This is a genomic window from Campylobacter sp. RM16190 (assembly GCF_012978835.1).
Taxonomy (GTDB): domain Bacteria; phylum Campylobacterota; class Campylobacteria; order Campylobacterales; family Campylobacteraceae; genus Campylobacter_A.
Genome location: NZ_LIWS01000005.1, coordinates 1 through 21,451, shown reverse-complemented (window position 1 = coordinate 21,451; position 21,451 = coordinate 1). Strand labels below are relative to the sequence as shown.

The 21,451-nt window shown below is 33.4% G+C and carries 14 protein-coding genes, 2 tRNA genes, 1 pseudogene and 1 CRISPR repeat array; of the genes and pseudogenes, 13 read left to right on the top strand and 4 right to left on the bottom strand.

What is annotated here, in order from left to right; translation table 11 throughout:
- Positions 1-12: 12 nt before the first annotated feature.
- The 6 genes from panD (at position 13) to CDOM16190_RS06645 (ending at position 5,409) form a co-directional block, all read left to right on the top strand.
- Positions 13-360, top strand: a complete 348-nt coding sequence (gene panD / locus CDOM16190_RS06670) for an aspartate 1-decarboxylase (protein WP_169975282.1) — start codon at positions 13-15, stop codon at positions 358-360.
- A 91-nt stretch (positions 361-451) separates the two neighbouring features.
- Entirely contained in the window at positions 452-760 is a 309-nt protein-coding gene (locus CDOM16190_RS06665) for a YbaB/EbfC family nucleoid-associated protein (protein ID WP_169975284.1), read from the top strand.
- The gene (locus CDOM16190_RS06660; protein ID WP_170019494.1) at positions 761-1,837 is read left to right on the top strand and encodes a DUF7488 domain-containing protein; all 1,077 of its coding nucleotides are present in this window, start codon (positions 761-763) and stop codon (positions 1,835-1,837) included.
- Positions 1,838-2,692 (top strand): polyprenyl synthetase family protein, encoded by an 855-nt coding sequence (locus CDOM16190_RS06655; RefSeq protein ID WP_170019492.1) that lies wholly within the window; start codon positions 1,838-1,840, stop codon positions 2,690-2,692.
- A gap of 9 nt (positions 2,693-2,701) precedes the next feature.
- Positions 2,702-4,615: a transketolase gene (gene tkt / locus CDOM16190_RS06650; protein WP_170019490.1), complete on the top strand. Its 1,914-nt coding sequence runs from the start codon at positions 2,702-2,704 to the stop codon at positions 4,613-4,615.
- Complete coding sequence (locus CDOM16190_RS06645; protein WP_170019488.1) at positions 4,615-5,409, top strand: undecaprenyl-diphosphate phosphatase; 795 nt, start codon at positions 4,615-4,617, stop codon at positions 5,407-5,409. Before tkt ends, CDOM16190_RS06645 begins: the two co-directional genes overlap by 1 nt.
- Positions 5,410-5,434: 25 nt before the next feature.
- Here the strand turns inward: CDOM16190_RS06645 and CDOM16190_RS10960 are convergent, their stop codons facing one another.
- The 3 genes and pseudogenes from CDOM16190_RS10960 to CDOM16190_RS06635 form a co-directional block, all read right to left on the bottom strand.
- Positions 5,435-5,953, bottom strand: coding sequence for a CZB domain-containing protein (locus CDOM16190_RS10960; RefSeq protein ID WP_502707517.1), 519 nt, complete (start codon positions 5,951-5,953; stop codon positions 5,435-5,437).
- Between the two features lie 3 nt (positions 5,954-5,956).
- Positions 5,957-6,130 (bottom strand): annotated as a pseudogene (locus CDOM16190_RS10955) (methyl-accepting chemotaxis protein); the annotation flags it as partial.
- Between the two features lie 546 nt (positions 6,131-6,676).
- Positions 6,677-6,765, bottom strand: a tRNA-Ser gene (locus CDOM16190_RS06635).
- A 155-nt stretch (positions 6,766-6,920) separates the two neighbouring features.
- Here CDOM16190_RS06635 and CDOM16190_RS06630 point away from each other — a divergent pair.
- Positions 6,921-6,997, top strand: a tRNA-Met gene (locus CDOM16190_RS06630).
- A 1,023-nt stretch (positions 6,998-8,020) separates the two neighbouring features.
- Complete coding sequence (locus CDOM16190_RS06625) at positions 8,021-8,200, top strand: hypothetical protein (protein WP_170019484.1); 180 nt, start codon at positions 8,021-8,023, stop codon at positions 8,198-8,200.
- A 154-nt stretch (positions 8,201-8,354) separates the two neighbouring features.
- Here CDOM16190_RS06625 and CDOM16190_RS06620 read toward each other — a convergent pair whose 3' ends face one another.
- Entirely contained in the window at positions 8,355-9,626 is a 1,272-nt protein-coding gene (locus CDOM16190_RS06620; RefSeq protein WP_170019482.1) for a DUF2254 domain-containing protein, read from the bottom strand.
- A gap of 754 nt (positions 9,627-10,380) precedes the next feature.
- Here CDOM16190_RS06620 and CDOM16190_RS06615 point away from each other — a divergent pair.
- From CDOM16190_RS06615 to cas2, 5 genes are all read left to right on the top strand, one after another.
- The gene (locus tag CDOM16190_RS06615) at positions 10,381-12,459 is read left to right on the top strand and encodes an ATP-dependent DNA helicase (protein WP_170019480.1); all 2,079 of its coding nucleotides are present in this window, start codon (positions 10,381-10,383) and stop codon (positions 12,457-12,459) included.
- Positions 12,460-12,463: 4 nt separating this feature from the next.
- Positions 12,464-13,981 carry a tetratricopeptide repeat protein gene (locus CDOM16190_RS06610; RefSeq protein WP_170019478.1) on the top strand — a complete coding sequence of 506 codons (1,518 nt, stop codon included), beginning with the start codon at positions 12,464-12,466 and terminating at the stop codon, positions 13,979-13,981.
- A gap of 1,073 nt (positions 13,982-15,054) precedes the next feature.
- Positions 15,055-15,867: a CRISPR system precrRNA processing endoribonuclease RAMP protein Cas6 gene (cas6, locus tag CDOM16190_RS06605; protein WP_170019476.1), complete on the top strand. Its 813-nt coding sequence runs from the start codon at positions 15,055-15,057 to the stop codon at positions 15,865-15,867.
- A gap of 39 nt (positions 15,868-15,906) precedes the next feature.
- Positions 15,907-18,102, top strand: a complete 2,196-nt coding sequence (cas1, locus tag CDOM16190_RS06600) for a CRISPR-associated endonuclease Cas1 (protein WP_170019474.1) — start codon at positions 15,907-15,909, stop codon at positions 18,100-18,102.
- On the top strand, positions 18,099-18,371 hold the full coding sequence (gene cas2 / locus CDOM16190_RS06595) for a CRISPR-associated endonuclease Cas2 (RefSeq protein WP_170019473.1): 273 nt from the start codon (positions 18,099-18,101) through the stop codon (positions 18,369-18,371). Before cas1 ends, cas2 begins: the two co-directional genes overlap by 4 nt.
- A gap of 429 nt (positions 18,372-18,800) precedes the next feature.
- Positions 18,801-21,415: direct repeats of the CRISPR family, unit length 37 nt; unit sequence ATTTCGCTCGAGCTTCCCCGTTTTAGGGGATTGAAAC.
- Positions 21,416-21,451: the final 36 nt, after the last annotated feature.

The window sequence follows — 21,451 nt, the reverse complement described above, 5'->3', positions numbered from 1 at the left end:
AAAAGGTATAAAATGAGAATAGAGATTTTGGCTAGTAAAATTCATAGGGCAACGGTAAGTGATGCCAATCTAAACTATGTAGGCTCGATAGGAATTGATGAAAAATTGATGGAAGCGGCAAATTTAATAGAAAATCAAAAGGTTGAAATTCTAAATATAAATAACGGCGAGAGATTTTCTACTTATGTAATAAAAAGCGAAAAAGAAGGCGATATTTGCCTTAATGGAGCCGCTGCACGCAAAGTTTGTATAGGTGACAAGGTTATCATAGTAGCTTACGCAACAATGAAATTTAAAAAAGCTAAAAAATTTGAGCCTAAAATCGTGCATGTAAATGAGAAAAACCAAACAATATCCTAAAGTTTAGATACTCTGCAAACAGATCAAAAAATAAAACAAATTTATATAAGCTCAAATTTGATATAATCAGCCAAAACCAAAAGGATTTTTTATGTTTGAAGGACTTGATTTTTCTAAAATGGGTGAGATGCTTGAAGAGGTTCAAAAGAAAGCTCGTGAGCTTGAAAATGAAACTGCGAACCGCGAATTTAGTGTAAAGAGTGGCGGAGGGCTTGTTAGCGTAAGAGCTAATGGCAAGGGAGAGCTTCTGGATATCACTATAGACGATAGTCTGCTTGAGGACAAAGAGAGTTTGCAAATTTTACTAATTAGTGCCGTAAATGACGTAATGGCAATGGTTGAAGAGAGCAAAAAGCATATGGCTTCTAAGATGTTAGGTGGATTTGTCGGAGGTGTATAGATGAGAAAAATTTTTCTTATTTTAACACTTTGTGCGATTGTTTTTGCTGCTCCTAGACCTACACAAGATGATTTTAACGCTTGCTTTGAAAAAACCTTACCAAGTATTGTGAATGTAAGCGGAAATAATGGCATTGCGCTTAGCCCGAATTTAATAGCCGTTCCTAAAAATAGTCAAATGCCTATCAAAAACTATATCAAATTCGATCCATTTTTGGGACTTTATCTACTTGCATCGGATATCAAGCTTGAGCCAATTAGAATGAGCGATGATAACAATACTAAAAAGAGCGATTGGGTAAGCGTTACTAGCGATCTTAATGCGACTGTTTATGGACATGTCAAATCTCTTGGAGAAAGACTAGGAGAGCTCGATACTCTTACTTTTGATGTAAATGGCACAGGAGCGCTTCTTAGTGTTTGTTGCAATATGCGCGGTATCGCAGTGGGCGGTAATAAATTTGTGCCAAGTAGATATCTAAAGCATTTTATCGCCTATCCTGATCTGTATTATGGAGATGTTGGAGCTAGCTTTGAGGCTATTAAGGATAAAATTTACGTAAAAAGCGTAGAGAGATTAGGTAGAGGCGCTGTATTGATGATGGGCGATGAAATAGTAAGTATAAATGGCCAAAAATTTACCACTCTAAGAGAGCTAAATGAGAGAATTTTATTCTCCAAAAAGGGCGAAATTTTAAATTTTGAAATCATCAGAAATGAAGTAATCGAGAGGTTTGATATACCAGTTTCTAGCGAGTCAAACGCTCAAAATACTCAAAAGACAAATTTTAATGTTGATAAAACAGAGATAAAAAAAGAGTCTAAAGTAGTTAATACCGCCAGAGATTTTTTTAAGACGCAAGGAATAACTCTTGATGATAAACTTGTAGTTAAAAAGGTTGATGAAGACTCGCAGGCTACCGGGTTTGGGATAAAGCCTGGCGATAAGCTTATACAAATTAATCAAAATGAAGTTAAAAACTATAAGGATGTTTTGAAATTTACATCAAAAGACAAAGGCGAATATATACTGCTTTTTCGACGTGAAGGTTTTGACTTCTTTTATAAAGTGCGCTAAATGAATGAAAATTTATTAAATGATTTTAAGAGTTTCTTAGCGGAAAATTTGCCAAGTGCTCCAAGCTTTCATCCATATTTTGATGAGGCTTTAAAGTATATGCTGCTTGCCGGAGGCAAACACTTTCGTGCGATGCTTTTATTGGGCGTTGTGAAAGCGCTTAAGCCAGAAGTTTTAAAGGATGCGTTTGATGTGGCGCTTGGGTTTGAGATGATGCACACTTACTCTCTTATTCACGATGATTTACCGGTAATGGATAATTCAGAGCTTCGCAGAGGCAAGCTTACACTTCATGTAAAATTTGATGAGGTTACCGCTGTTTTGGTTGGAGATGCTTTGAATACTCATGCGTTTTATCAAATTTCAAAAGCTAATTTAAGTCCTGAAATTCGTATAAAATGCGTTGAAATTCTAAGTCAGAATGCCGGCGTTAGCGGAATGGTTTTGGGTCAGGCATTGGATTGCCACTTTGAAAACCAGAGGCTTGGATTGCAAGAGCTTACGTTTTTGCATTTGCACAAAACCGCTAAGCTAATTGCCGCAAGTTTAAAAGCCGGATGCGTAATAGCCGATATGAGCTATGAATATAGCGAAAAAATCTATAAGATCGGGCTTGATTTGGGACTTGCTTTTCAAATAGCCGATGATATTATAGACGCGACAAAGAGTGCCACTGAGGTCGGCAAACCTACAAATAATGACGGTGTGAAAAACTCGTTTACTAATCTGCTTGGCGTTAAAGGTGCTAAAGAGGCAAAAGACGAACTTATAGAAAAAATAGAAAACGAGCTAAAAAGCACTCATCTTGGAATTAAAGAGATAGTTGTAAATTTAATAGATAGACACTTGAGATAAAGGAAAAATATGCTAAAAAAACAGGCCGATACTATAAGATTTTTATGCGCCGATATGGTGCAAAAAGCAAATAGCGGACATCCGGGTGCACCAATGGGGCTAGCGGACGTGATGGTCGTGCTTATGAAATTTTTAAATCACAATCCAAAAAATCCAAATTGGCTAAATCGTGATAGACTCGTATTTAGTGGTGGTCACGCAAGTAGTTTGGTGTATAGCTTTTTACATTTAAGCGGATATGATTTAAGCCTTGATGAGCTTAAAAAATTCCGCCAACTTGGCTCGCTTACTCCCGGTCATCCTGAGATTCATACTAAAGGTGTGGAGGTTGCAACTGGTCCGCTTGGACAAGGTGTGGCGAATGCCGTAGGATTTGCTATGGCTGCAAAATACGCTGCAAATTTGCTAAACGAACCAAATAATGAGGTAATAAATCATAAAATTTACTGTCTTTGCGGAGACGGCGATTTACAAGAGGGCATTAGCTATGAGGCCTGTGCTATAGCGGGAAATTTGAGTTTAAATAATTTGGTTTTGATATACGACTCAAATAATATCACAATAGAGGGTGATACAAGCATAGCTTGGAGCGAGGATGTAAAGGTTCGTTTTGAGGCTCAAGGCTGGGATGTGGCTCGTATAGATGGGCACGACTATGATCAGATTGAATTTGCTCTTGAGCAAGCCAAGGAAAGAGAAAAGCCTTATTTAATCATTGCAAATACACGTATAGCAAAGGGTGCCGGTGAGCTTGAGGGAAGCCATCATAGTCATGGTGCTCCGCTTGGAGAAGAGATTATAAGAGTCGCTAAAGAGGCTGCGGGGTTTGATCCTGACTTAAAATTTACTATCGATGAAGATGTGTTGTTGCGTTTTAGAGCGGCTATTGAGAAAGGCGATTTGGCTGAGGCTTTATGGAATAAACAGGTTGAAAATTTAAGCAATGAGGGCAAAAAGCTTTTAAATTTGCTTCTTAATCCTGAAATATCAAAGATAAATTTTCCTGATTTTGCAGGTAAAAAAGTAGCAACACGCGATAGTAACGGTGTGATAATAAATGAGATTGCAAAGGCTCTTCCTGGATTTATGGGCGGTTCGGCAGATCTTGCTCCGTCAAACAAAACCGAGTTAAAAGGTATGGGTGACTTCCCGAACGGACGCAATATACATTTTGGAATAAGAGAACATGCGATGGCCGCGATAAACAATTCATTTGCTAGATACGGGCTGTTTTTGCCTTTTTCGGCGACATTTTTTATCTTTAGCGATTATTTAAAACCAAGTGCAAGAATTGCTGCTTTAATGGGCGTAAAGCACTTCTTTATTTTTACTCACGACAGTATCGGAGTAGGAGAAGATGGTCCCACTCATCAGCCTATAGAGCAGCTTAGCACTCTTCGTGCGATGCCAAATTTTTATACCTTCCGTCCAGCAGACGGAAACGAGAACGTAGAATGCTGGAAAGTAGCTCTAAATTTAAACGCTCCATCAGCTTTCGTGCTATCTCGGCAAGGACTCGAGCCTCTTAATGGTGGTGAGTTTGGAAGCGTAGAAAAAGGAGCTTATCTTTTAAAATCTACGTCAGATGCCAAAATAACTCTTGTGGCAAGCGGAAGCGAAGTAAGTTTATGCGTAAAAACGGCAGACACTCTAAACGCTCTTGGTATAGGCGTAAATGTAGTTTCGGCACCATGCTTTGATCTGCTTTGCGAACAGCCAAAAGATTATGTAGATAAAATTTTAGATCCAACCACAAATATAGTAGCCGTAGAGGCTGCAAGTGCGCTAGAGTGGTATAAATTTGCAGATATTGTTTATGGAATGAAGAGTTTTGGTGAGAGCGGCAAAGCGGATGATCTATTTGATCATTTTGGATTTAGCCCTGAAAAACTGGTCAAATTTATCAAAGATTTAGTTAAATAATGGATTTTTTGCAGGTTATTGTTCTTGCTCTTGTTCAAGGCATAAGCGAATTTTTGCCTATATCAAGCTCGGCACATTTGGTGCTTGTACCAAAGTTGCTTGGTTGGCAAGATCAAGGCTTAGCCTTTGATGTGGCGGTTCATGTCGGAACACTAACCGCAATCTTATTTTATTTTAAAGATAGTCTCAAAAAGCTTTTGGCTGATTTTTTTGCTTCAATGATGCATAGAAAAAAAGTTGGCGACAGCACTATTGTATGGTCTGTCGGCTTTGCAACATTGCCGGTAGGGCTATGCGGACTAGCTCTTAATGATATTATCGAACAGTATGCCAGAAGTGGCATTATTATCGCTATTACTACTATTTTATTTGCTTTAGTATTGTTTATCGCGGATAAAAATCACGGATTGAAAAGCGAATATGATATGACAATCAAGCTTGCATTTATCATAGGTTTGGCTCAAGCCATAGCTTTAATCCCTGGCGTTTCTCGCTCGGGCATTACTATGAGTGCAGCTTTGCTTTTAGGATTTAATAGAACCGCTAGTGCAAATTTCTCTTTTTTAATGTCCATTCCTGTTATTTTGCTTGCAGGATTGCTTGAAACCGTAAAGCTTGCAAACTCTCCTTGTCATATCTCTTGGAGTGATTTAATATTGGGGACTGTAATCAGTGGAGTTAGCGCCTATATATGCGTGAAACTTTTTGTGGCTTTGATATCAAAGATGAGTATGTTACCTTTTGTAGTATATCGCCTTGTGTTGGGCGTATTTTTAATAGCTGTTTTTGTATAGATTGGCGGCGATTATGCCGCCTAATTTATTTTTGTAGTTTTTCTTGAAGCATCTCGTCAAATAGATTAAATAGAATTTGAGAAGACTCTTCGGCTTTTTTGAAATTTTCTATAATTTGAGGGATTGTAATCTTATTCTCGCTCATTGCAACTAAAGAGTTGTTTATCTGTTTATGGACATTTGCGTGAGGTTCTTGAAGCTTCTTAAATGATGTGGTTTGACCAAAAATTTCTTTACCGGCACTATCGCACCATTTACCAAGCCTACAATTAAAATGATCTGTCATTGCCGACCAATCAGCCTTAAGAATGTGGTCGTATCCATTGAATTTAAAAATTATATGGTCTGTTTTTGCTAGAGTTATGAAAATTTCATAGTATAGCTGCTCTGTTTCGCCTTGAAATTTAATAAGTTCGCCATGAAGTTCGTCAAATAAACTTTTAAAGCTATATATGCTTTCATTTGAATTTAAAGATATTTTTTCTATTTCTTCACTTTGAACAAACATATCGTTCGCATTTTGTTTTAACAAATTTACGTTCATCTCAACTTCTGCTGTTGCTTTTTGTGTTCTTTCGGCTAGTTTTCTTACTTCGTCCGCAACTACCGCAAAACCTCTTCCATGCTCCCCTGCTCTTGCCGCTTCTATAGCAGCATTAAGGGCGAGTAGATTAGTTTGATCGGATATATCTTTAATCAAATTTATAACACTTGTTATTTCGTCTACGCTTTTATGCAGTCCTTCTGCTGTCTCACGAGATTTATTTGAAGACTCTGTGATATGCGAAATTGAGTTAATTATTCCGTTTGATTCGGCTTGCAGCCTATCTATTGTTCTTGCATTTTTTATACTACTTTGAGATAGATCTTTAATCCTTGTTATCTCTTGAATATTTTTTTGCACTGCCGCTAGACCTACTTTTGCGCCATCGATAATACTTCTAGCCATAATATTGTCTTCATTATTTTCTTGGCTTGGCGATTTGTTTACTACTGAAATTTCATCTCGCAATCTTGAGTTCTCTTCAGTAAGACTTTGATTTTCTTGTTGAAGCTTTTTAATTTGCTCCTTTAACACCTCTATTTCTTGTGTGTTTTTGTTTCCAAAAAACATAATTGCACCTTTCTATACGCAATAATGACTTTCGGTCTTTATTATTGTGTGGATTTATTTTTATTAATTTTATTAAATTTACTCTTATAAAATATTAAATAAAGATAAATAAAAATTGAAAATACGATATAAATTTGTTTTGTATTAGTAAAGTGGCAGACAGGATGGGATTTGAACCCACGAAGGCTATTAACCTTACACGCGTTCCAGGCGTGCTCCTTCAACCACTCGGACACCTGTCTATAAAAGCAAAAATTATAACAGAAAATTTATAAGTAGTAGCTTATGATATATATTTTAGTGAATCAATTATCAGTGTTTGTGACAAAAAAAATGCAGAATTTATATCCATATAAGCAATAGTGTAATATAATGCGCATTTCTAACTAAAATAAGTGTCAAGGTAGCTCAGCTGGTTAGAGCGCTGGTCTCATAAGCCGGAGGTCGAGAGTTCAAGTCTCTCTCTTGACACCAATAATACCCTATTTTTAGTGCTTTTGAACACTAGCCTAGCATTTTCCTTTCTATTGAAATTTTTTAAGATATTGCAATAAATTTTCTTAAAGTATGAAAAAATTTTATAAAATAATGTATGCTTTTTATCAGAAATAATTGATTATGCAAAAACTACTAGATGTAACGAGCGTGCAGTTGTAATAAGATTATTATTAAAACTCTTGATAATACGATTAGCAATCTATATGATTTATTCATAATGATAGAAAAATGATAGAAAACTTTACTTCTTCTTAACGTATAATATAGAATTATGAAGCAAGTAAAAACTCTAATATATCTATAATATACTAGAGTTTTTTGGAACAAGAGAAATTACCGCTCTCAGCCAAAAGACCGCCGCTACACTCATCGCCTTTGGCGATATCGTTGCCCCCCGCTGGTACTATTGCCTGCTACGCAGCCAAAGTAGCAAGGGTTCGCCGCTGGCTAAATATCGAACTTTCCTCCGTTTCCCTGCCGGGACATCGTAGCACTCTCTCAAAAAACGATCAAGGGCGTCGCTTTTTTTCAAAAAGCTCGTAGATAGCCTTACGGCCACCCTTGACATTCACTAAGCTCTCCACGAGAAAAACGCCTATTGTTGGTAATGTTTTTTAGTTTTTATCTCATTTATATTATAGTTTGGATCAAATATTATAATGGCTTTGTCTATAACAGACAGTTCATCTTGCAAAATAGATACAATCTCTTGATAATATTTTATCTGTTCTTTAATTTCGGAGTATTTAGATACAAGAGCCGATATTGAGTGAGACTCTACTCCGCTTCTAGCCTTTCAAGAACTGCTATAATAGATTCTTTACAGTAAATATTTTATAGCTTAAAAAGAAATATCTCTTATTTAAAAACTATGACAGAATTTTAGCCTCTTTTGTAATGAAAGTCTTGTGTGTTTTGCTACATAATAGCGATTTTTTAAATTATTATTCAGATGTTTTTTCTTATAATAAATATTATTAAAAATAAAAGGAGTAACAAATGACCGTTACATTAAAAAATGTCAATAATGATACATTAAACGCCATAAAGGCTTTTTTGGCTTTTAACAAGGATGTTAAGATTTTTGAAGAAAATGAAATTAGTGAAGAAAAAGTAACAATAATTAAAGATATCAAAGAAAATAAAAAACTAATTGCTTTAGACCCTTTAAATTCTTGACACAATAACTACTCTGCCACTGTTTTTATCTAGTATTTTATTTGCGATATTTTGTTGCCTTTTTGATCTGTTTACCTTTTTTATATGTAGTGGGGATTAATTAGGCGACTTTTATCATTTTTTTGTATGTTTTAAAAAGTACTTGATATATCTTTTACTCAAAAAATTTTATATATTTTTCCTTTAGTCTAGTCTTGTCAAAATCGCTTAGAAGAACACTTAAACTTCTATCCATGGCGTTTTTTGCTTGAGTTTTTGATGTTTCTTTTAAAATCTTGTTTTTGCTATTTTTATATATTGCAAAAAGTGTTTTTTGAACCCTCAGAGCAACTTCCACGTTTAAAGCACCGTCGCGTGCTATAGCATCTACGCTCTGGGTTATAAAATCACTAACATTAATATCTTTTATACCGATTCGATCGTAGGTGTAATCCCTGTCTTTATCTTGCAAATCATAATCTTCAAGTAGTAATCTTGCAATTAAATTTAACACACTAAATGCTGTTCCTGGATCATTTATCGCTGGAGATAGGGCTTTTTGAGCAACCTCACTAAGCACTATAAATCCAAATCTAGGATCTTGTTCAAAACTTCTTTGGGTGTCAATAACGATAGTTTCATAAATTTGAGCACATATTTTTTCTATCTCTTGCGTATTTTGATTTACTACCTCATCAAAGTATAAAAATGCTACTTCATCTCCTTTGATGATATAATCCCCGGGTCTCGTATTGATAAAAATTTTAAATTCTAATTTTTTGGATAGATTATATAAGTGACTCAAATTTATATGCGTTAAACACCCTGTATCTTTAGAGTTAAGTATAAAATCTGGCTTTTTATCGTTTGGCCTCCAGCAGGCTCCTAAATTTGGATTTATGCTGTAATTATTCATAGCCTTTGAGGTTGCTTTATAAATTTTATCAAGAGTATTTCCAAGTCTACCAAGATGTGAGAGTGTATGAACCCATTTTATTAATGTGTATATGAGATATACAAGAACCGTAGCTGTGCTTACAAACAGTATAAATCTTCCGTTTTGACCATAATATTCTAACCCCAAAGCTACTCTTGCAATAACTGCGTATATAAAAGCAGAGATAAAACTAGCTATCGTTAGTCTCGTGTCATCATCAGCCATAATTAGCTCCGTAGCTCTAGGAGTAGCATTTGCTGATGCACTGGCAAATGCCGAAACCATAATGGAGAGTGAAAAAGTAATGACTGCAAGCATACTTGAGGTTATAATATCAAGTAGGCTTTGCAAAAGATCTCGCTTTATATCAGGTAAAAGTTGCGGAGGCAAGTAGAAAGTACCCAAAAAAGCCATAAAAGCAAATATTATAGCCACGGCAGCACCAATCGTAGGCATAGCCCATAATGTATTACTTGGCTTTTTTAGCCGTATCAAAATTCTATACCACAAATAAGATCCTTTTGAAAATTATACAATAATTCGTTTTTGGTATTTCATTTTTATAAAATTTTATATTTAAAAATATTATTAGAATTTATTGAAGGCGAGATATTTTGGATGAAATTTATCAGCATATTATGTTCTTATTTTTATAAAAAGTATTTTTTGGATTTTTTAAATTATATATTATGGAAATAATAAGTGGCCGGGAGATAGGGACACCATAGATTAAAAAATAAAATAACTGTTAAATAGGTGTTTGCAAGCTTTTTTAATATTAAAAGAATCTACCTTTCTAGTCCGAAAAATTTTCCCAATTCTAACAAATTTCTAAAAAGAATCCAAGGTTATTTTTTAATTTGTGTCTGAACAAAGATAAAACTAAGTAGTAAACTAGGAGTCGGATGAAGTGCTACTATATAATTTGTAATAATCTTATATATAATATGCTAGACTAGACAAAAGATCGTGCTAAAAATATAATTGGAATATTACTGAGATTAATACAGGATATTACGCTATGATTACAGATCTTGTAAATTTAGTGAAGTTGCTTGTTAAATTGGAGAGAATGATTTAAATAGTATTATATTCTGTTTTATAATTAAAAAACTTATTTAAAAATATATTTTTTATAAAATTTGACATATTGTGTCTATTATATATCTTAATATTAAACCAATAAAAATTAGAAAGTATATAAAACTGTAAAATTGGCTGTTTAAAACATATTATAATACAAAATTTAATATAAAGGATCATTATGATAACTTTGACAGATTTTTTTAAAAGATATGACTTAACTCAATCCCAAATAGAACTTGTTGAAAAGCTGGAATTATTTTTAAAGTCAGATAATAAAGTATTTTTATTGCGTGGTTACGCAGGTACAGGTAAAACTTTTATAACAAAAGGATTAACAGAATACTTAGCTTATATTAAGAGATCGTATATTTTGGCCGCACCTACAGGCAAAGCAGCAAAAGTTATAGCCAAAAAAACAAATAGCAGAGCCTATACTATACACAAAACAATATATACCACAAAAGACATTGTTGAATATCAAGATATTTTAGACAAAACATTTAAATTCTACTATTCACTCGCTGTTAATGAAAACCCGAGCGATACCTTATATATAGTAGATGAAGCTTCTATGATATCGGATATTTATAGTGAGATGGAATTTATAAGATTTGGCAGTGGATATCTATTAAAAGATTTTATGCATTATATTAATCTTGATTGTAGCGACCATAGAAAAAAGGTTGTTTTTATAGGGGATAACGCACAACTTCTACCAGTTGGTATGAATTTTTCACCGGCATTGGATAAAAAATATATTTTAGAAAATTTTGGCTTTGATATTGAAGAGTTTGAACTTAAAGATGTTGTTAGGCAAAAAGACGATAGTGGGATACTTAAAAATACTTTACCTATAAGAAAATCTCTTCAAAAGAAAGTTTTTAATCAGCTTGATATTGATACAAATTTTGAGGATATTGAGCATATTGAACATGAGAATTTTGCGCAAAAATATATTGATATAACAAATAAAAAGATAGATCATCAAACTATGGTAATAGCCTACTCTAATGCAAGTGTTAAAGAGTATAATGACAGGATTCGTCAAATTCTTTTTCCAGGTAGTGAACATGAAATTAGGGTTGGAGATAAAATAATGTCCTTGATGAATAATGCTAATTATGAAATTTTTATATCAAATGGAGATTTCGGTATTATAGAAGACATATTATCAGAAACTGAAACAAGGCATATAGTTACTAAAAATAGGACAATAGATGTTAAAATAAATTTTAAAGACGTAGTTATACTTTTTTATGATATTGACAGCACTCCGGTACGTGTAAAATGTAAGATTATAGAAAATCTACTATATTCAGAGCAGCCGAACCTTAGTTCTGACGAAAATAAGGCAATTTATGTTGATTTCATTATGAGACATAAAAATCTTAAGCCAAATACAAAAGAGTGGAAAGATGCATTAAAATCAGATCCTTATTTTAATGCACTAAGAGTTAAATTTGGATATGCCATAACATGCCATAAAGCTCAGGGTAGTGAGTGGAAAAATGTATTTTTAAACTGTAAAAGTCATCAGAGCATTTTAAGTCAAGATTATTTTAGATGGTTGTATACAGCCATTACAAGGGCGTCTTGCAATCTCTATGTTTTGGATGAGCCACATGTTGGAATATTCTCAAATATAAAAATTTCAAACAACAATATTGTGATACCTGTTAATGCAGCAGTCGATGAAGATATTAAAACAGATGAACTTATATTCCCAAAAGAAAGCTTCCAAACACAAATACAATATCAAATTTATATTAAAATAGCTAAAATTTTAAAGCCTAAAAATATATCAATATTAGACATTGTTCATAATCAATATTGTGAGCAATATACACTAGGTTTTGATAATGAAACATCCAGAGTAAATATAAATTACAACTCAAAAAATCAAATAAGTAAAATTTTATTTATTGAACAAAATATTCTTTCAAAAACGATACAACCGCTATTATGTCCACTAGAAAAATCTATTTTAGATGCTCGTTCTGAAGTTAATAATTTTCAGTTTAAAGAAGATTTTTTAAGAGATTTTTATGAAAATTTAAATGAAGCAATAAAACCATACAATATACAAATAATAAACATAAAACATCTTCAATACAATGAAAGATATATGTTTAGGAAAGATGATATGATTTGTATTTTAGATTTTTATTTTAATAAAAAAGGTTGTTTTAGTACTTGCATTGACATATCGGGCGATAGCCAGCTTTCTGGGATGATAAAATCCATAATAGTCAAATAAAATTATGTTAAGCGCAGATAAATACTTTAATAATAAAGTAAGACAATCAATAAATTTTGATGATTCAACCAATGACTGTGATCTTGTGCCGAAATTTGAAAAGATTAAACTTGCAAATTCCCTTAGTAAAGCAAATAAGTGTTTAGATGCTATTAAAATTTTCGAAAGCTTGGATCAGAGTAGCTTTAATGATATAGAAAGTGAGGCTTTTGGATGGGCTATTTATAGATATATATCTAACGAAAAAAATATAAAAATTAATACTTTTAAGTATTTTTTATATAAATATCTAAAATTAAAAAACAATAGGCCGTCTATATTGCATTCGGTAATATTAAATGCCTGTATAAAATTTGAGAACAATAATCCAGGATCAATTGATTTTGTAAAATTTCTTGAATTGTGGAATGTGAATTTTTTTCAAAACGATGATTATATTGCTAAAGAATTTAAAAGCAATGATGGAAAAATCATACAATACCCATCGCTTGTATCAAGAGCCTTACGTATCGCAATAGACAATTTTATAAAAAAAGAATACAAAAACTACAACATCTCATGGCTTGTTAAATTTTGCTCTCATGCTTTTAATATTATGTCTTATGACCAATGGTTTGGCCGAGATTTTGCACAATTATCTCACAAAATAGGAGACACTAAAAAATCTATAGAAATTTATAAAAATTTACATGATAAGATATCCAAGACATCCTACTACTGGAGTGAATTTGGTGATTTTGTAAAGCAAGCCGATATAGATCTTGCCATTAGTATGTACTCTAAGGCGTTGATGCAAAAAAATGAGGATATTTATGTTATCAAAATAAGACTTAAGCTGGCCGAACTTTTGATACAAAAGGGGCTTTATGAAAATTCAAAATATGAACTTGAGCGTTATAAGAATACAAAAAATAAAAATTTGGATTCTAATTTCTATAAGCTTTATGATCTTGTAAAAAACGCTCAAAGTACAAAAAGTAACTACGAATTTTATAAAAGTACACAAGATAGATTAAGTAATTTTTTATATTCTGATATCAAAGTTGTTGAGTGTCTTTTTTATAATAAATATTTAGACAACAATACGAAAAAAGAGTATTACTGTTTTACTAATTTTAGTGATAAAGATTTTAAGATAAATAAAAAACAATTAAAAATAGTAAAAGAAACAGATCTTTTATCTTGCTTTGAGTTTAAATTTATAAATGATAAGCCAGTAATATCAGAAATAAAAAAATCCGGTAAGAGTATAGGAGATTTTAAAGTAGAAAGCCCATTTAAAATAATAATAGGTTCTTTAAAATTGTCATACAAGATAGATGGAAAAATAGTTCAATATCGCAATATAAATTATACTTCGGATTTAAATCCTGCATTTGGCTTTCTGGGCAAAGATTTTTATATACAAGGCAAAGATCTGATGAATTTTAGTATTGATAAAGAATCTAATATAAAAGTTATATATAGATATAATCCAAAAAATCAAAAAAATAAAATTTACTTTATAAAAAAATTAAGTTAAAAAATATAATTTTTAAAATCAAAAGATTAATTGCTTTTATTTTAAAAAATACACATTGCATCGATTAGCAGTTTAATTAATATAGTTATTTTTTAATATTTAAACTATTTTGATATATAATTTAAAATATTTTATAGCATATTAAGAGTTTTGATTGATTCTATAGTAATTGAAAATAGATATAAATGTTATCATAAGGTTAATTATTGTAAATATGCTTAATGTATCATCTTGATTGTTTTTTGCAATATTGTATGACAAAATATTATTACGATAACAAAAACTACATATTATCTTATTTTGTTATATTACAAATTGTCTTTTTTAACAAATTTATAAATTTTCATTTATAAAATGTCAAATGGTGTCCAAATAATAATATACAATTCTCCTAAACAAATTAAAAAAAAGAGATAAAATGGACATTGTTAAAATATTAGAGATTGTGGCAGAAGTTTTAGAAGTGGTAATTAAACATACTAAAAAATAAATTATCCCAAAATGATGCAGCTGTAATCTATGTGGTATAGCCGGTATATAATTTGGAAATATATCAATTGGTATTATTAAAAAGTAAATTATTAAGTAGTCCAAAGGAGATAAAATGCAATATATATTTTAGCACAAAGAATTATCAGAGCGGTTACTACGGCATTTGCAGTATATAGATTCTTGTCAAAAATTATGAAAAGATAGGGGTAAAATGAAATTTAAACAGAGAGATTTGAATATATTGGCCGATATTAAAAGAGAGATTGGTATGCGATCAAGAGTTGTAAAGTCCAAAAAAATATACACAAGAAAACAAAAACATCGAAAGGATATAAAATGATACCACTTATAGCAATGCTTACTAGCCCTAAAATAATGGCTGATATAGTGTTAGTTTCTATTTTGTCTTATAAACTAAGCGTTAAAATTTCCAAAAAAAACCGTCAATAAATTACTACAATGTCGCCAATCGCCTTTTATTTCAATTGCACTTAAGTATTGCCACACCGTAATACTTTTTATATTAGCATGAAAAATTATTTTACAGTATAATCAACATTAAATTTTACAAGCGAATAATAATGATCAAATATCTAACTATTGGCGTAAAAGGCATTAGCATAAAACCTACTCATGCATTTACTGGCTCTACTATAAGAGGTGTTTTTGGTAGAGGCTTAAGACAGGCTACTTGTCCCTATGTTGATGCAAGTTGCGAAAATTGTCGTTATTTTGACAAGTGTATATATGCTGAGTTTTTTGAAAATGTCTCAAAATCGCCCAAATTTATACTTGATATAGATTTTAACTCGCACAGCTTTGATTTTCAAATTTTACTTTTCGATCATGCCACATCATACTTGCCTCATGTTATTATTGCAATAGAAAATATGTGTCAGATAGGCTTTGGCATGCCTAGGCAAAAATTTGAATTTAAAAATTTAACTATAAATGACACAACTATATCGCCTCAAGAGTCTATCAACTCATCCGATCACACTCTTGTTTTTTCGCCAAGTTTTCCTTCTGGTAACTATAAGATCACCGCTTTAACCACGATTCGTATTAAGCAAAAAAACGGCTATGTTAGATCAAAGCTTGATTTTAGATCGTTTATTAGGCAAATAGCAATGAGATTTGGCGAACTAACGGATACTAATATGGATAAATTTGAAGTGAAATTTGATAAATTCGAGCAAAATTTTAAGTTTTATGATCTCGAGCGATATTCAAATCGCCAAAGAACAAAAATGCAATTTGGTGGCATTATGGGAGATATGAGGGTTTATGGGCTTGATGAACGCTCCGCTAGATTACTAGAACTTGCCACTTTAATAAATGTTGGCAAAAGCACAACATTTGGACTTGGCAAGATGAAAGTGGAGCGAATTTAACTCATATTGATTTATAATAAATATGTAAAGGAAATAGTTGTGTTTGAGCTTAATCTGGAGGATATATTTACTCAAAATGCTTATGAGTTAGCCCTAAAAAGACTAAAGAAAACATCACTTGGACTTGATGGTTTGAACATAGATGATATCTGCACCGCATCTTTTTATGAGGACTTGAGGGGTGAAATTTTTAACTTCTCTTATTCGCCTCAACCCTTAAAGCGAGCTTTTATACCCAAAGAAAACAAGGATGAACTTAGAAAATTGGCGATTCCGTCATTAAAAGACAAATTTATACAAAACATACTTATATCCGAGCTTTCAAGATATTTTGACAAAGGCTTTTCAAATTGCTCTTATGCCTATAGAAGCGGTAAATCATATACTAACGCAATTTATCGCACAAGAGATTTTCTAAAAACCTATACATATGCTATTAAAAGTGACATAAAAGATTTCTTTGAAACTATAGATCATGATTTTTTGCTTGAGATATTAAATAATCACATTAAGGATTCACGTATCATTAGACTCATTGAACTTTGGATAAAAAACGGTATTTTTTCTAAATTTGACTATCTATCTCACGCTAAAGGCGTTCATCAAGGGGATGTTTTAAGCCCGCTGCTTTCAAATATATATCTAAATCAAATGGATATGTTTTTACACTCAAAAGCCATCGATTTTGTGCGATATGCAGATGATTTTGTTATTTTATGCAGTTCTAAAGAGAGTGCAGAACAAATCCTAGCCGAGCTTAAAGCTTTTTTATCCACCATCAAGCTATCTATAAATGAAACCAAAACTGCTATACATGATCAAAATAGCGAATTTACATTCTTGGGTGTAAATTTTAAGGGAGCAAATTTAAGCATATCCGAAGAAAAGCTTCTATCTACTCTTAAAAAACTCTCATCCCAAATTAGAAAACCGACTATAAAAGAGAGTATAGAGAATTTAAACTCCTACATATTTCATTTAAAAAGTATCAAACTAAAGCTACTTTCACCATCCCAACAAGATAGGCTTATAAGGCATTTTGATGAAACGGTTACAAATTTAATTAGAAAATTTATAAAAACTACCGACAAACAAACATTGGTAAACGAGCTTGTGAATTTGGAATTTCCCTATCCTCTAACCCAGCAGCTTAAAAAATCAAAACTCCTGTCCTACTACAAAAACGCCAAGCAGCCTCGCATAAAATCTGTCCAAAACACACTAGAAGCCAAAAAGCGCGAGTATCTTAAAAATTTCTCGCATAGTAGTCTTATTCATATCACTACTCCGTTTTATTTCTTAGCTCTTTCTCAAGGCAAATTTGTTCTCAAAGAGCATGGCAAGATAAAACATAAATTTCCTATAAATCAAATTTTGCAAATTATAATAAATGCAGACACTTCTATAAGCTCGTCCGTCATCAAAGAGTGTTCTAAAAAGAAAATTCCTATAGATTTTATAGATGAAAAGACAAATTTAAGCTATGCTACACTATTTACTTCAAATAGCTCTATAACTAAAACAGCTGCATCTCAAATTTCGCTTATAAAAACTAAAAAATCACTTAGGATAGCCCAGCAATTCGTTATCGGTAAGGTAAGAAATCAAATCAACTATTTAAAATATCTAAACAAATACCATAAAATTTTAGATAGCGAAATAGAAGCCATGCAAGGTATTTTAAAAAATTTTATACCTACATCTTCCTCCACAGCGGAGCTTATGGGATATGAAGGCACAAGTGCCAATTCATACTGGCAGGCTATCGCAAAGGCTATTGATTATAAATTTGGCTTTTCCGGACGTATTACTAAGGGTGCGACTGATACTGTAAATTCGGCTCTCAACTATGCTTACGCTATCCTTTACTCTAAAGTCTTAAAGTCCATAGTCGCAGCGGGTCTTTCTCCTCACGTCTCATATTTACATGCATTAGACGAGCAAAAGCCCACTTTGGCATTTGATTTAATAGAAGAGTTTAGGACGTTTATAGTTGATCGTGCAATAATATCTATGATAAACAAAAATGAGCCTTTTGACATCAAAGACGGGTTATTAAGCGTCGATACTAGGCGTAATATCACTAAAAACGTCAATGAAAAACTATTTGCATATACTACATTTAGAAGCGAAGAGATAAAGACTCAAGACATCATAACCAAACAGGCATACGCGCTCAAGCGTTGCGTTTCTGAAAATATAAAATACAAACCTTTCATAGCGAGATTTCAATGAATCTAATAATATGCTACGATATACGCTCGAATAAACGCAGAAATAAGGTATCAAATTTACTGGAAAGTTACGGCGTCAGGGCAAACTACTCGGTTTTTGAACTTGATATAAAAGAAAGCGATTATCATCTCATTAAGTCTAAAATTTTAAAACTCATAGAGCCAAAAAGTGATAAAGTGCTGTTTTATCGTATATGCAAAACCTGCTTGGCTAAAAGTGAAAGTCTAGGAGAAGGCAAAATTTTTAATCCACTTGATACTTACATCTAGACCTTTTTATCCGCAAAAGGTTTTCGAACTTTTTAAAATTTCAAACCTACCCATTAATCGATATTTTATATTGGTTTAAGTATAAATATATTCGAAAATCCGAAATTTTACATTTTCAAAACCTAGATTTGCGTATTTTTGTCTAAACTCAATTTTTAAAAACTCAATTTTACGGCTTTTAACCTATCTAAATTTGCTATAAATTTCGAAAAAGCACAATTTTGTTAAATTTTATTTTATATTTTCGAACTTTTTAGCTATTGCAAATATGCTTTTTATCGATACTTTAATGTAACTATAAGCAAAATACCTCAAATTTGGAAAATGTTTTTCACTGCATTTTCGAACTTCTTGGCTCTTTGTGATATAATGCCGTTTACAAATAGTTCCTTAAAAACTCATTGTTAATTTTAATGCGTTTTATTGGCTATTTCGCTCGAGCTTCCCCGTTTTAGGGGATTGAAACAAAATGTCCAGCCTATAATAAGAACAGCTAATGTTCAACCTATTAATTTCGCTCGAGCTTCCCCGTTTTAGGGGATTGAAACAATTTTTCCCATTGGCCCACCTTTTTTTATTTAGATTAAGCGGATTTCGCTCGAGCTTCCCCGTTTTAGGGGATTGAAACATTTTACCGAAGTTAGTCTCTTTCCAGGCGATGGCTGCCAATTTCGCTCGAGCTTCCCCGTTTTAGGGGATTGAAACTCTCCAGCTCTTGATCAGCTGTAAGAGCTTCATAGGCTTTATAATTTCGCTCGAGCTTCCCCGTTTTAGGGGATTGAAACATTAAGATTATCAATTTGGCGGCTTTGGCTATCATCCACCTATTTCGCTCGAGCTTCCCCGTTTTAGGGGATTGAAACCTTAGGGTCAACTTCGAAGAAATCTTCTTCAGTTACCCAACTTATTTCGCTCGAGCTTCCCCGTTTTAGGGGATTGAAACGTTTTTTGTCAGTGACCTTTTTGATTTCTTTTACACTATTTCGCTCGAGCTTCCCCGTTTTAGGGGATTGAAACGTATTTGTTATCAAGATCGTTACGAGTAACGAAAACTTGATCATTTCGCTCGAGCTTCCCCGTTTTAGGGGATTGAAACAGCCATAGCTATTTCTCCATCCCCGACTCCGTCGAGGATGATTTCGCTCGAGCTTCCCCGTTTTAGGGGATTGAAACTTTAAACCTGCCATTTGACTCAAGACCTTGTATTACAAGGTCAATTTCGCTCGAGCTTCCCCGTTTTAGGGGATTGAAACTTTTATACTCCTTGTATTAATTTTGTATCCTTATTCTATTTCGCTCGAGCTTCCCCGTTTTAGGGGATTGAAACTTGATGTTCAATATGCTCAATATCCTCAAAATTTGTATCAATAATTTCGCTCGAGCTTCCCCGTTTTAGGGGATTGAAACATATCCTCCACATCTTTTTCAATATTTACCATTCCAAATATTGTAATTTCGCTCGAGCTTCCCCGTTTTAGGGGATTGAAACCGAGTTCCCTCGCTTGTTTGTGTCTTTATGTTAATAAACATTTATTTCGCTCGAGCTTCCCCGTTTTAGGGGATTGAAACACTCCACTTCGGTCAAGGTATAAACATCATACTCAATTTCGCTCGAGCTTCCCCGTTTTAGGGGATTGAAACAAACATCCAAACGGATTTCTCCGTCATTGCCCATGACAAGTTTATTTCGCTCGAGCTTCCCCGTTTTAGGGGATTGAAACGCCTGATGTGCTTGTGCAGCAGATTGTAAGTGTAGTTCCATTATTTCGCTCGAGCTTCCCCGTTTTAGGGGATTGAAACTAATATACTATTACCTTTACCTTCCGGTTTATTATTATTTCGCTCGAGCTTCCCCGTTTTAGGGGATTGAAACTAAGCTCCGCCTTAATTTGGCTGCCTATTAAATTACCATTTCGCTCGAGCTTCCCCGTTTTAGGGGATTGAAACCCAGTTAGTTCAACATCATCACCAGGTAGAATGAGAGGATAATTTCGCTCGAGCTTCCCCGTTTTAGGGGATTGAAACTTTTTTTCAACTACAGACGCACCTAGATATCTTAGATTAGATATTTCGCTCGAGCTTCCCCGTTTTAGGGGATTGAAACATATCCTGCATTGTATCCTTAAAGCTATCTTCAACCCTTTTATTTCGCTCGAGCTTCCCCGTTTTAGGGGATTGAAACATATATATTTTAAAAATCATCATAGGAGGCTCTCCCCTAGGTTAACGTATTTCGCTCGAGCTTCCCCGTTTTAGGGGATTGAAACTTTAGTCTCTATCGCGTTTTCCAACGCTACGATTTGATCTTCGATTTCGCTCGAGCTTCCCCGTTTTAGGGGATTGAAACTCTTTCGAAGTTTTGGTTCACCATGTTTTGGTGGTGGGCCATAATTTCGCTCGAGCTTCCCCGTTTTAGGGGATTGAAACACCCTAATGGCGGTTTTAACCGCAACTTCTAACGTAAACGCGATTTCGCTCGAGCTTCCCCGTTTTAGGGGATTGAAACGGAATTTTTCAAATCGCCTTCTGCGAATTTCAGAGTATATTATTTCGCTCGAGCTTCCCCGTTTTAGGGGATTGAAACGATAGTATGTAGTTTTACTATCCATAGTAGTGTCAATTGTTTTATTTCGCTCGAGCTTCCCCGTTTTAGGGGATTGAAACGTTAGGATCAAAAGGATCTACATCTTGTAATTCAGATTTCGCTCGAGCTTCCCCGTTTTAGGGGATTGAAACTTTATCCGCTATTGTCATCTCCTCCTCTTTTTTGCGTCTGTTTAATTTCGCTCGAGCTTCCCCGTTTTAGGGGATTGAAACATTTTAGTCACGGTATCTCTACCAACTTTTGGACAGAATACCGATTTCGCTCGAGCTTCCCCGTTTTAGGGGATTGAAACAATATAGCATTTAGACTATCGTCTAAAGTGCTAATAAATTTCGCTCGAGCTTCCCCGTTTTAGGGGATTGAAACCTTCTTATATTCACTCTCAAACCGTGGCGTAAATTTATTTCGCTCGAGCTTCCCCGTTTTAGGGGATTGAAACATTTACCATGCGGTATACTCTCTGGTTTAAGAGTTG